This window comes from Acetomicrobium flavidum (genome assembly GCF_900129645.1).
GTDB lineage: Bacteria > Synergistota > Synergistia > Synergistales > Acetomicrobiaceae > Acetomicrobium > Acetomicrobium flavidum.
Window position 1 is genome coordinate 74321 of the sequence record NZ_FSQZ01000001.1, and the last position, 12886, is coordinate 87206.

The following is a 12886-nucleotide window of genomic DNA, read 5'->3' on the forward strand; positions in this document are numbered from 1 at the left end:
GAATAACATTGTGTAAGATAGTGACCGACGAAGAACACGAACACATCCATTCCCATACGGATGACCCTCTAGAGATAGCAGAGATGTTAAGGGAGACCTTGGCGGAAGAGCTGGACTCCATGAGCGAACTGGCCGCAACCTGGCACATGATCGATGACGAAACCATCCAAAAGAAGCTGATGGAAGCCGTACGTGCAAAGCAAAAAACGATCTCTTTACTTTTTGAGGCTTTACAGGAGAGCGAAAAAAAGGCCTGGGGTTAACAAAATTCATCTTTAATCATAAGTATTAAAAATGCCAGCCTCATGGCAGATCCTTTGACCATAGTATGGGCTGGCATTTTTAATAAATAGCTTTACTTTTTAAGCAAGGCTGTTTTTTGCCTTATCGACATGTATCTTGCCTCTGACATAGGAAAAATAAATTCCAACCAAGCACGTAACGGCAGAAATGACGAATGCCAAATTAACGCTTTCCAAGAAGAGATCAAGATTCTCCGTGCCTATCTGTTCCTTGCCGAGCATTATCGAAAATATCACTGTTGCCATCGCCATGCTCATCGTCTGACCGATCAGTCGCATGGTTGCCAAGGAGCTTGATGCCGTACCGTAATGCTCGTTGGAGACAGAGCTCATAATGGCGTTAACGTTGGGCGATGAGAAAAGTGCAAACCCAAAGCCAAGACAACATAGCGTGAAGCCCAGATACAAAATGGTGGTATCGTAATTTAATCTCGATAATAAAAACAAACCCAAAGCCGTCAAGGCCATGCCCGCCGAAGCTATAAATCGGGGTTCAACCCTGTCGGACAGTCGCCCGGCCAAGGGAGAAAACCCAGCTTGAACTGCTGGTTGCAGCACAAGAACAATCCCTGCTAATTGGGGCGACATATTCTTTGCATATTGGAGGTAAAGGCTCAATAAAAAAGCTACCGATGCCGTTGCCGCGTAATTGATCAAGGCAGCCAAATTTGAAAAGGCAAAACTTCGATTGCTCAAGAAGAGCCTCACATTAAACACCGGATTATATGCCACCAACTGATATCTTAAGAAAACCAAAGCAAATATGATCCCTGTCAAGACAAAATACAAACTTTTTATCTGAGGAACTAAGAAGAGACCATACATGAAGAATAATAAGAAAGCGACGTATAGCAGGCTGCCTACAATATCGAAGGGCTCTTCTGGGGAGGCGATCCACTCTCCTTTAATATGGCGAAGAATCGTAAAAAATACATAGAGGCTTAAAATTCCCGTCGCAACGAAGATGCTCTTCCATCCAAAGTTTTGCACTAAAATGCCACCGCAAAAAGGTCCCAACGATAATCCCAAATAGGTCGCAGCTGTGTTTATTCCCATGGCTCTTCCTCTTTCTCCGGGTGGAAAAACAGAGGCAAGTATGGCTATAGATGTCGTTACTATCATAGCTCCTCCTATACCTTGCAATACACGGCAAAGGATGAGAAAGGTCAAATTTGCTGAAAATAAGGCAAGGAAATTAAAGAAGGCCAAAAGGGCAGCGCCAAGGAGAAAGATTTTTCTCCTGCCCACTATATCGGCCGCCCTTCCAACGGGAACTAAAGCAGCAGCTGTGGCTAACATGTAGGAAGTAGCCACCCAACCGAGGGTGGCAGCGTCAGCATCGAAGTATCTGCCGATAACCGGTAAAGCAACGTTCACCGTCGATATCATAAGCGGTCCTAAGAGGGAAGCTATTGCAGAGACGAAGAGGACGGTCCTTTTAAATGAAGAATTGGCCACGAATCATACCTCTCTTTGGATTCAAATAATTAAAATAATGGACTGAAGAGCTTGGTAATTCCGTAAATAACATGTTCTATGGCCGGCCTTTTTTCCCACTCTTGACGGTGCAATAGTTTCGAATTTCTTATATACATCTCCTGAGCCTCAACGATCCGGGATACCTCATCCGGGCTATAGAAGATCATATCAACCTCGAAATCGAGAGCAAAGGATCGAATATCGAAGTTGCTAGTCCCCAAAAAGGCCACTTCGTCATCGATCGTAACGGTCTTGGAATGGAGGATATCATTCTTGTAAAGATATATCTTGACTCCCATATTGAGTAGGGGGGTAAAGTGGGATCTTGCAACGCCCCCTACTATGGCCTTGTCTGCTCGCTGAGGTATCACAAGCCTTACGTCGACGTCCATTATGCGGGCTGTCTCTATGGCGTGCATCGTCTCGCTGTCGGGAATGAAATATGGAGTGGTGATGGTGGCCTGTCTTTTAGCGTTGATCAAGGCCGACACGATCAATCGCTGATAGTTTTGCAGCTGCATCGACGGACCGCTCGGGACGGTCTGTAAAATCGCGCTTCCTGTGGCATTAAGATCGGGAAGAAAGTGCAGCAATTGATCAAAGGGCAAATCCTCATGGGTCTCTACGTACCAATCCTCATAAAAGACCGCCAGGAGCTGAATTACCACGGGACCCGTAAGCCTCACCGAAAGGTCATGCCAGAGGCGGCCCTTTGCCTTATTGTTATAGGAAGGCTCTATGACGTTATGGGAGCCCGTATAGGCGACTAACCCGTCTATTATGGCGATCTTTCTGTGGTTTCTTATGTCGTAACGGGCCGTGAAGGGCGTCCGCCTGAGAAGCCTTACAGGCAAAGCCTCCGCAACCTTTACGCCGCTTCTTCGCAATATATGTGCGTGCCGCCTCAGGAAGGCCTTTGAGCCCACTGAATCGACAAGCAACCTGCATTCGACGCCCCGTCTGGCGGCTCTTTCCAAGGCGTCAAAGAGCTTTTCGGTCAATTTATCGTATGAGAATATATAATACAGCAAGTTGACGTATTTTTTGGCGTTATCTATATCACGACACATATGATCTAAGAATTCCTCAGGGTCGCTTATAAGCAAAACGGAATTACCAGCCACCGGGCTCATATCCACCATCTTGTAGGCCATGCGGCTGATCCTCGTTTGATCTTCGTTTAGGGCAGGGTTGTTGACCTCATTTAGCACATGCACTCTTAAGTTGTGAAGCATGTCGCCTAATTCCGACAATAGCCTCATGCGACGCCTTAGCCTTTCTCTGGGAAGTCCCGTGGAGCCAAAGAGCGAATAGAGGATGAATCCGCCCCACGGCCATATGTTGATGGCCAAAAGCCAGGCCATGGCAGTAGGCGGCTCATGCTTCAAGGGGACATAGCAGAGCATGCCAATGCGGATACAAAAGGAGGTTGCATTGTATAACCAAAGGAGTAACATCGAAATATCGTCATTCATATCCTGTTACCTCAGGATAATTAATTTAAAGAGAAAAATCACACACGAGCGGCAGATGATCAGAAAACGTCACCTTGGGAATGAATAGATTATCTACCTTTATTTCAGGGCTATACAAGACGAAGTCAAGCAACATCCTTGGCGATGAGCTAGGGTAAGTGGGCATGAGGTCAGAATTTGCATTTTTGAGCCCGACGCGTTCGATCAAGGGGAACAGCTCATCTTCGCCGCCGAAGGTGTTGCAATCTCCTGCTAATATTACAGGTTTTTTGGACGACATGCATCTTTCTGCCAACTCCTCCAGTTGCTTCGTACGGGCCTTACGCCCCAGGGAAAGGTGGACCAAATACAAGACGAAGTCCTCGTATTCCACTTCCAGAAGAGCCCTCTTTACGCCGTAACTCAAGTACCTCACCTTGTGGCTGACTGGCGGGATCTTGGTTACGACAGCATTGCCCTGCGACTTGAGAATCGGCGTCTTGGTAATGAAGGATTCAGGGTAGTATTTACAGCAAAAGATAGGCATCCCTCCGATTTGCGAGGCCATTTCCTTAGGTTGGCTTTTACCGTTCTGCCTATAGGAACCTCCATCGGATTCGACCAGGCCGACGATGTCTGGATTTAACTTTATCAAGAAGCTAGAGATATCTTTAAAATTTTTTTCGGTCTTTCTAAAACATCCCCAAAAGGGAAAGGGGATATGATAATCCCACCCAGTTCCGGTGGCGTAACGAATATTATAAAGCACAAAGCGCATTCCCAAACGTTCCTCCCATAAACTTTTACTTTTGAAAATTTTACAAGATATATTAACTCCTTTGATCATTTAAGGCAAGCTGTCGGGCCATCATTGAATCCGCGACAGGTATTTCGACCATTTTTCTATAAATTTGTCCTCGGGACTTTCCCAGACCCTTTTGTGAAGCTCAAAGAGCATGACGGGGGAGCGTAGCAGAGCCATAATCTCGCTTCTGCTCAAAACCTCTTTCGAGTCGATGGCATTTAGGGCTTTTTTTAGAACTTTAGGCATCAACCTCCCCCTTTTGCGCAAAAGGCTTCGATGCAATGCATTAACCCAGGGATCGAAAAGAGCCAATTTAAAGTCCTGGTCAGCAGGCAAAGGCGGATTTGCCAACACCTCAGCCAAAACCTTCATCTCTGGCGACGGATCCATCTCCTGTGGCGTCAAGAAAATTCCATGTCTTTTGAAGAGCTCCCCCGCAGTTGGCCGGCTGGTCCAAACGGAAAGAAAGATCGACAGCACGAATGAGATTAGTATAGGCGAGAGCCATATGCAGAATGCAGGATTAACGATCCACAAAGTTGTACCCCATAACAGGCCTATGAGCGTATCCTTCCAATGAAACTTTAAGGCTTGCCTCCAACTGAGGCCCACGTCGGACCTTTCCTGCGGGCCCCAACCGACCTTTTTGCCAAGCAGCGCCAACAAAAGGAACTTACTGTGAAATAACATCTTTATTGGAGCAAAAAACACCGAAAAAAGCGTCTCAAGAAGAACGCTTGACACAAGCTTGCCGGTTCCCCCAAAAAGTCCTGCCTTTTTTTTGACTATGACCAAATACAAACCCAGCAATTTCGGAAGAAATAGCAACACGACGGTCACTATGAATAGGAAAATCGCCCATCCAGGATACCATACAGGCCATTCGGGGAAAAGGGCGTACTCGGCAGGGAAGTAGACGGGCTCAATCCAAACATCCAACAGGGCCTGGAGGGAACTCATGAATATGAAGCAAAACCAAAGCAACCCCGATCCGTATATCATCACGCCATTTAAGAAGAGAAATCGATGGGCGGGAATGATCCCCTTTAGCAGGAAAAGCCTCAGGTGCTGTAAATTTCCCTGGCACCAACGCCTATCCCTCGACAGTTCTTCAAGCAAGGTAGGAGGAGTTTCCTCATAGCTGCCATCTAAATCGTAGGAAAGCCAAACCTCGTAGCCCGCCCTTCGCATCAGGGCGGCTTCGACGAAATCGTGGCTCAATATCTCGCCGCCAAAGGGAGGATCTCCAGGCAAAACGGGAAGGGCGCAGTTTTCCATAAAGGGCTTAATCCTGATGATGGCATTGTGTCCCCAGTATTGCGCGTCGCCAAGCTGCCAAAAGCTTAAACCGGCAGCGAATATAGGGCCGTACACATAAGTCGCAAATTGCTGTATCCTACCGTAAAGCGAGCGCCTGCCAATGGCCTTTGGTGCGCTTTGCAGTATCCCTACCTTGGGATTAGCCTCCATAATCGCCGTCATCTGTACCAATATATCACCGGTCATGACGCTGTCGGCATCGAAGACGATCATGTACTTGTAATTTTTGCCCCATCTTCGACAAAAATCGGCAATATTACCGCTCTTTTTCTTTACGTTTCTGGTCCTTCGCCGGTAAAACAGCTTGCCTTTTGCCTTCAGGCGTTCGCACCATTCGGCCCAGGCCAACTCCTCACACACCCATGAATCGGGGTCATTGCTGTCGCTTAAAACATAAAAATCATAATGCTTCAACTTGCCCGTTCGCTCAAGGGAACGATAAGTCGCTTCGATCCCGGCATAGACGCGGTTGACATCTTCGTTATAGATGGGAAACACTAGAGCAACGCGCGTGTCATCCTTTATCCCGCGCACCTTGGCCTTGGGCGCGTAACGATCCACGCCCCGAAGGACCGATATGAAGCCAACAAGGGCCGTCCAAAAGCCCACCGATATCCAGGCAAAAAGGACGGCAAAGGCAAAAAGCATGAGGTAGCCTAAGAGGGCCCTGCTCCTGAAATATATGATTAAACTCATGAGATATGTCGCCAGAGCCGTAGAGGCAATCACTAGTATTGCAAAAAGCCTGCGTCGCCTTTTGGCCACGGTCTCCCAAAAAGCCTTGCTGGCTGGAAGTTCAAACAAATTGGAAAGGCTGACCAGAAACCCCTTGGGAACCATCGATGACCTGTTTATGGGCGGCGTCGAAGTCAGACCTCCATATCCATCGTTCAGCAGCTTCGACAAGACATTTTTGCTGATGCCCGGCCATCGTGGGTCATCTATTAAGCTATCGTCGTTTGAAATGCCATTTAAAAGTTCACCGGCAAGCTCATCGAAAAAGTTCGATGTAATTAAGGAAATCTTGCGCATGACGTTTAGCGCAATCTCCAAGGAGCGGGTAGACGTTACCCCCAATAACCAAACATAGGCAAGTATGCGCCTGGTTAGCTTTAACGTTATAGCTGCCATAGGTAGCTCCACGTCTCCGTCAATACATCAGGCAGATTGTCGCCTTTCTTGATATAGGCCTCGATCTTTATCTTTGGACGTTTGTCAGGCTGCAGTTGCTCTATGGCGCTGCCGCCTTTGGCCCGTACCTGAAATGACAATCTCCATCCGCCGGTAGCTTCGTTTTTCATCAGGATCTTTTCAACCAATTCAGCTCCTTCGGACACGTTGACAACGGCAGTAAGTCCGGTACTTGCCGGTATGGCTTCAATGGATCTTCCCTTAAAATCGACCACAAAAAGTCTCGTGTCATTATCCCTTCCCTTGCCAGTACGAGTGGAAACGACGTAACCCAGCCCATGGGGAGAGCCGATTGGTCGATGCCAACTCATCCTGTAAGAGACATCTATTGGTTTGCCCAGAGGAGGTATTTCTTCAGGGACCCAAAAGGCCACGATGTTGTCCGTCGTCTCCCAAGTCGTTGGTATTTCCACTAGCTCGACATGGCCTTTTCCCCATCTGCCCCTGGGAGCGATCCATACGCTCGGCCTAAGCTCGTATCTGGCTTCTAAGTCCTGATAATGGTCAAAGGTTATGTCGCGCTGCAGCAGTCCAAAACCCTTAACATTGGTTGCAGGGAAGTCAACTATGTTAAGGCGTGCTGAATTTTGCAACGGCCGCCATTCCCATTTGTCATTTTCGTAGGCGATCAACAAACCGTCGGAATCGTGCACTTCAGGGCGATAATCGTCAGGTCGGTTAACGGTATTTTCGCCGTAATAGAACATGCTGGTAAGCGGCGCGATGCCGAGCTTTTCTACGTCCTTCCTTCTAAAGATAGACGCCTTGACATCGATGGCCGTCTTTTCTCCGGGCTGTATGTAAAATTTGTAAGCCCCGGTCAAGCTTGGGCTGTTAAGCAATGCGTAAACCGTGATCTTGTCATATCTTCGCGGAGGCTTTACGATCCAAAATTCCTTGAAGTAGGGAAACTCCTCGCCCTTAGGCAATGCCGTGCCTATTGCAAGACCTCTCGCTGACATGCCATACCATTGTCCCTTTCCCAGAGCCCTAAAGTAACTTGCACCCAAAAAGGAGATCAGTTCATCATAATAATCCTTCCTGTTTAAAGGATAGTGAATCCTAAAACCTGCAAATCCTATGTCCTTGTACTCGTGCACCGGCAAAGTGTTTTTGCCGTAATCAAAGAGGTTGGGATCGAAGGGGAAGGGTTTTACGCCCTCGGGCGTCACTAAGTTGATCTTTACGGGAACGTTGTACAGAAAGCCTAAATGATAGAACTGGATCTCGAAAAGCGAATTCTTGCCGCGCCAGACCGATCTTTCAGGCCTAAACCTTATGTCTCTCCATTGGTCGTAGTTGAGGTCCTTCAAAGAGGTTGGGATTTTACCGACAGACTCCTGATATGGGGACAACGAAAGGTCGCGGGCTTTCTTCCAAACCTCCTTTTCCAGGCGGTCCAGCTGGTTGGCACTCACCTTAGAGCTACCGTAAATTACAGGTGTCTCAAAAACAAATGCTATACTCAATAGCGAAATAGCAACTATGGCTAAAATAGTTCGCGGCTTCATCAAACGCACTCCTTCCATGCCATGCTTTTAACATGGACTATGAAAATCATGGATAATTTAAATCCTTTTGATCGTTTGCATTTATACCATATATTCCTTAGATCTGAAAGCATCCGATAAACGGCGTAAAATTATCCGAAAGAAAGCCAAATCAAGGCGCAAGGTTTAAGGAGGGATGGACTTGATAGAGCTTCTGAGAAAACGAAGAAGTATCAGGCATTTTAAGGACGTCGCCATAGAGAAGGATAAGGTAGACCTGCTGAAGGAAGCAGCCCTTCGAGCCCCTACGTCCAAGAACTTGCATTCCTGGGAATTTGTCTTTGTAGATGACAAAGACACGATCGGCAAGCTGTCGGAGGTAAGGGGCCAAAGCTCCTATTTTCTCAAGGGAGCACCCCTTTGCCTGGCAGTGATCGGACGAGAAGACGTAAACGACACCTGGATAGAGGATGCATCGATAGCTGCCATCATCGTTCAGCTTACCGCTCTTTCCTTAGGACTGGGCTCGTGCTGGATACAGATACGAAATCGAATGCATTCCGATGACGAAAGCGCTGAAAGTTACGTGAAGTCAGTTTTAAACATACCGGAGCAGTGTAGGGTAGTGTGTCTTGTGGCCTTAGGCTATCCCGATGAAAAGAAGGACCCTACGCCTTCAGAGAAGCTGAGGTGGGATAAGATACACGTCAATAGGTGGTAGACAATATCGCGGCGGTAAGGGACTTACGGCTAATTTGCCCTAAGTTCCTGCCGTCGCAACAAACTTTCCAATACATCTAGCCTATAGTGCGCTCGAGGAAACGCAGGAAGTTACCTCCAATTATCTTGGCTATATCCTCTTCCTTCACGCCTCTTGCGATGAGCTCGGCAGTAAGCTCGAAGCTTCTGGCATGCCCTTTTATGCAGTCGTAGTTAGGGCTTTCCTTTGGCGATGGGGAGAGCTCTCGAAATTCGTCGCAAAAATCGAAGCCGTAACAAACGTGCTCAAATGATCCCGTTATTTTATAAATGTGCTCGATGTGATCAGCCAGGTCGGCTGCACCAATTTTTTCCTTCGCGTCTTTGACGAACTCGCTACAGGAATTCATGCCCATGAGGCCACCTCTTTGGGCAATCTGCAGTATTTGCTCATCCGTCAGGTTGCGCATGGATCGCGCTAGATTTCTGCAGTTGGAGTGAGAGGCAATCACTGGTTTATCGTAAAACTTTAATACGTCGCTTAAGCCTTCGTCATTTAGGTGACTTACGTCGATGTACATGCCAAGCTTTTCCGCCTCTCGAATCAGCTTGACTCCAAAATCGGTTATCCCTCCCCTTTGGCCCTCTTCCCGGGCTTCGAAGTGACAACCGTCGGCAGCGTAATTTCTCCTGCTCCATGCTATCCCAACGCCCCGCACGCCCAACTCGTAGAATATACGCAATAAGTTTAAATCGTTGCCTATGGGCTCAACGCCCTCAAAGGAAAGCATTATAGCTACCATGCCCGCTGAGTTTGCTTCCTTTATCTCTTTTACGCTGCGACACAACGAAAAAAGGCCGGGGCTTTCTTCAATTTCCTCGTGAAGTACGCCTATATAGTCCAGAGCGCGCCTCAGTGCCATTTCGGGAAGATATTCGTTAGAGACGAAAAGAGAGGAGACAATCAAATTTACGCCTCCCTGTCTGAAGGCAGGGATGTAACGATTTTCCATGACCTTGGTCTCTCCCCTTTGGCGCCTATCCCATATAAGTGGCAATAGGTCAAAGTGGGCATCCGAGACGAAGTGCTTTTCGTGAAGCGCCCTTGCCATTTCGATATGCTCGCGATTTACCGTCATTTGATCATCTCCAATTTGTTAATATACTAGCAGGCTTATGATTTCCAAAAACGGCGCTGCGCCACCCCGTTGTATTCCGACAGGGAAAGCTCGTCAGCCGGCGGGGTGGAATTCCAACAGTAGACGAGAAAGTCCAGCTCGTCTGCAGCAGAAACTATCAAGGCTTCCGGCGTGCTTGGCAAAACCGGAGAACCATATTCCTTTTTCCCATGGTGACTGATTATGATATGGCCTATAGCCAAGATGACGTTTTCGTCGAAATTGAACCTTTTGGCAAACTCCATGAAGGTGAAATAACCCAATGGAATGTGATCGATGACGGCACCTTGAAGCGTGATTTGCGGAGCCAGGTCAATGGAGTAGGCATTTAACTTGCCGATGTCGTGAAGCAGGGCTCCTGCCGTGAGTATATCCATATCTATCTTTAAGCCCTTGTTTAAATAGATGGACCCTATGGCCCTGGAAGCCTTAGTGACGTCAAGGGTATGCTCAATCAAGCCGTGAACGTAAGCGTGATGATTTTTAACCGCTGCAGGAGCCACCTTGAAGCGTTCCCACATCTCGTCGTCAAAGAAATCGTGCAGCAATGTTCTGACAGGCTCACCGCAACTGTCCACTATAGCCCAAAAGTCGCGCTCCATCTGCTCGATGGGAACGGGTGATTTTTCCATGAAGGACTCGGGAGGATATTTATCCGCACTAAGCAAGTAGATCTGGTTGACATGATACTGGAGCTTCTGTTTAAACTTGGTAACTACGCCCAATATCCCGACGGGTTGTCTTGATATGCGCTCAATCTCGGCCAACTGGTCTTGATCCAAGGCCTTCTTTTCTCCCAGGCGGGCATCCCACCATTTCGTGTCTGACCATGCCTTGACATTTAAAGTACCGCTTGCATCCATGACGGCAAGATCCCAATAAGGCTGATCGTTTTTATCGCGCTTTAGTCTTGCTGATGTTAACACCCCTACCGCTTTAAACTTTTCTCCCGGCTTTAAATTTTCCTTTATGTCATTGATGGTCACACAAATATCGTCCAACATCATTACCACCTTAATATCGTGAAAAATTCGCCGTGAATCCCTACGCTTTACATTTTATACCACTAATAAATGGCAAACGCCACCTGGACATTTTAATCGCTCAAGGGTAATATACTGACAAATGAAAAGGGGGAATTACAATCATGGCTAACATAAAAGAGCGCCTGCGCAACGGAGAGGCATTGATTGGGACGTTTGCGGTTGTGCCCTCGACGGACTCCATCGAGATACTGGCGCTTGGCGGATTTGATTTCGTGGTTTTGGACAGGGAGCACGGCCCTCATTCAGTGGAAAAATTGCAGGACATGGTCAGGGTAGCCCAATTGCACGGAATGGGAACTCTGGTGAGGGTACCGGAAAATTGCGAGAAGGAAATACTTTGGGCGCTGGATACCGGCGCTGACGGAGTGCTGGTTCCTATGATTGAAACGGCTTCGGATGCGGCTAATGCAGTCAAGGCATCTAAGTACGCTCCGATAGGCCATAGAGGAGTGGCCCTGGTAAGGTCGTCAAGATACGGGAGCTTGGAGATTTCGTCCTATCTTAATAAAGCCAACGAGGATACATTTGTTGCACTGCAATGCGAAAACACCAAAGGGCTAGCTAATCTAGAAGAGATAGCAAGCATGCCGGGAGTGGATATGATATTTTTCGGTCCCTTCGATATGTCCGCCTCCTTGGGTATACCTGGCAAAGTTGACGACCCGAAAGTAAGGGACGCAGCCGCAAGAGTGCTTGACGTATGCAAAAAGTTCGGCAAGGCTGCAGGAACCTTTGCGACATCGGCCGATGGAGCTGCCAGATACATCAAGGAAGGCTTTAACGCCGTTGGCCTTGGCATTGAAGCTGCCATTTACCTAAATGCCGTAACGAGCCTCGTTAAAGCAGCAAAGGACGAGGCGAAGAAATAAGATATGTACATAACCACAGCCCTATCCCGCAAATTGTCATATCCTAAATTTCTCCAGTTCTGCAGGATGGGCCGGCTTTGTGACTATGTTTAAGCGATCCTCCTCGGACGTCATCAAAATTCGCACAGGATCACCTTCATGATCGCTGTAGCGCGCAACAAACCTGGCAGATACTTCAAAGTTTTCCTGAGTGAGCAAACCGTCTCGGGAATAAAGCAATGCTACCGGGCCTTTCACGTTAATTGGGTTTACAAGCCACATCCATGGAAGGCGCAGTTGAAGCAGTCTTTTGTTCTCCTTCATATCCCTTCCTATGACCAGGTGGGCTTTGGGCGGCAGTAAGAAATGCCTGCCCACACGAAGGAGGGCAATGTGAAAGAAGGAAATTTGCCCCTCAAAGGCCTTCATGAAACGTCTTAGCTTTAGCGAAAACAGTTTTTCCGTAAGCGGACATCCTCCCGCAGGCGAGGGATACTTCTTGATATGCCATTCTTGCGCTAAGGCTATCTGTACCTTTCTGCCGCGTCCGGAGATGGCAAGCAGGCGGTTCCTGTCAATCAATCCTTCCCTTTCAGGAGCCGTTGGTGGCAACAACTTTGCCGATAAAGGCCTTAAGATGTAATCTCCAAAGCCGGACGCTTCGTCAACCCGTCTTAAAGCGGCAATGGTCTGAGATTTTGGCCTTTCTCCTGCCACTTCGCCCGTAGCCAAGAAGTCGTATCCTCTTTGTTTCATCATATTCCCTGCCGTCTTTAGCATCAAGGCATGACAGTCTATGCAGGGGTTCATGTATTTGCCAAAACCGTGAGGCGGGCCAGTCAGGAGATTAATGTATACTCTTTCGGGAAGCGGTGCTATAATTAGCGGATAGTCGTACAGGCGAGCTGCAGAAACTGCCTTTTCGGAGGTAAGGAAGGGTGCGGTAAACGTCAAACATGTGACTTGGACGCCGTTTCGGCGTAAGACCTCGCCTGCAAGCAGCGAATCGAGTCCTCCAGAAAAAAGAAGAAGTGCTTTGGGCGATCTTTTTGCCATCTTTCCTTCCTCCCAAAA

General features: G+C 47.9%; 11 protein-coding genes. 3 read left to right on the forward strand and 8 right to left on the reverse strand.

The window, feature by feature from the left end; all coding sequences use genetic code 11:
* The first annotated feature begins 8 nt into the window (after positions 1–8).
* Positions 9–263 (forward strand): hypothetical protein, encoded by a 255-nt coding sequence (locus BUQ78_RS00365; RefSeq protein WP_074198934.1) that lies wholly within the window; start codon positions 9–11, stop codon positions 261–263.
* A 99-nt stretch (positions 264–362) separates the two neighbouring features.
* Here BUQ78_RS00365 and BUQ78_RS00370 read toward each other — a convergent pair whose 3' ends face one another.
* The 5 genes from BUQ78_RS00370 to BUQ78_RS00390 form a co-directional block, all read right to left on the reverse strand.
* Positions 363–1760, reverse strand: a complete 1398-nt coding sequence (locus BUQ78_RS00370) for an MFS transporter (protein ID WP_074198935.1) — start codon at positions 1758–1760, stop codon at positions 363–365.
* Positions 1761–1789: 29 nt separating this feature from the next.
* A complete protein-coding gene (cls, locus tag BUQ78_RS00375) occupies positions 1790–3256 on the reverse strand; it encodes a cardiolipin synthase (protein ID WP_074198936.1) in 1467 nt (488 codons plus the stop codon).
* A 25-nt stretch (positions 3257–3281) separates the two neighbouring features.
* Entirely contained in the window at positions 3282–4013 is a 732-nt protein-coding gene (locus BUQ78_RS00380; RefSeq protein ID WP_074198937.1) for an endonuclease/exonuclease/phosphatase family protein, read from the reverse strand.
* 90 nt (positions 4014–4103) lie between these two features.
* Positions 4104–6491: a glucans biosynthesis glucosyltransferase MdoH gene (gene mdoH, locus BUQ78_RS00385; RefSeq protein ID WP_084532108.1), complete on the reverse strand. Its 2388-nt coding sequence runs from the start codon at positions 6489–6491 to the stop codon at positions 4104–4106.
* Complete coding sequence (locus tag BUQ78_RS00390; protein WP_074198938.1) at positions 6479–8062, reverse strand: OpgD/OpgG family glucan biosynthesis protein; 1584 nt, start codon at positions 8060–8062, stop codon at positions 6479–6481. Before BUQ78_RS00390 ends, mdoH begins: the two co-directional genes overlap by 13 nt.
* 175 nt (positions 8063–8237) lie before the next feature.
* Between BUQ78_RS00390 and BUQ78_RS00395 the strand changes: the two genes are divergently transcribed.
* Positions 8238–8762, forward strand: coding sequence for a nitroreductase family protein (locus BUQ78_RS00395; RefSeq protein WP_318259409.1), 525 nt, complete (start codon positions 8238–8240; stop codon positions 8760–8762).
* A 76-nt stretch (positions 8763–8838) separates the two neighbouring features.
* Here BUQ78_RS00395 and BUQ78_RS00400 read toward each other — a convergent pair whose 3' ends face one another.
* Together BUQ78_RS00400 and BUQ78_RS00405 are read right to left on the reverse strand one after the other, a co-directional pair.
* The gene (locus tag BUQ78_RS00400) at positions 8839–9879 is read right to left on the reverse strand and encodes a dipeptidase (protein ID WP_074198939.1); all 1041 of its coding nucleotides are present in this window, start codon (positions 9877–9879) and stop codon (positions 8839–8841) included.
* A 35-nt stretch (positions 9880–9914) separates the two neighbouring features.
* Entirely contained in the window at positions 9915–10922 is a 1008-nt protein-coding gene (locus BUQ78_RS00405; protein ID WP_014806875.1) for a 3'-5' exoribonuclease YhaM family protein, read from the reverse strand.
* Positions 10923–11065: 143 nt separating this feature from the next.
* Between BUQ78_RS00405 and BUQ78_RS00410 the strand changes: the two genes are divergently transcribed.
* Complete coding sequence (locus BUQ78_RS00410; protein WP_074198940.1) at positions 11066–11833, forward strand: HpcH/HpaI aldolase family protein; 768 nt, start codon at positions 11066–11068, stop codon at positions 11831–11833.
* Positions 11834–11869: 36 nt separating this feature from the next.
* Here the strand turns inward: BUQ78_RS00410 and BUQ78_RS10025 are convergent, their stop codons facing one another.
* Entirely contained in the window at positions 11870–12868 is a 999-nt protein-coding gene (locus BUQ78_RS10025) for a tRNA(5-methylaminomethyl-2-thiouridylate) methyltransferase with PP-loop ATPase domain (RefSeq protein WP_014806873.1), read from the reverse strand.
* Between the last annotated feature and the right edge of the window lie 18 nt (positions 12869–12886).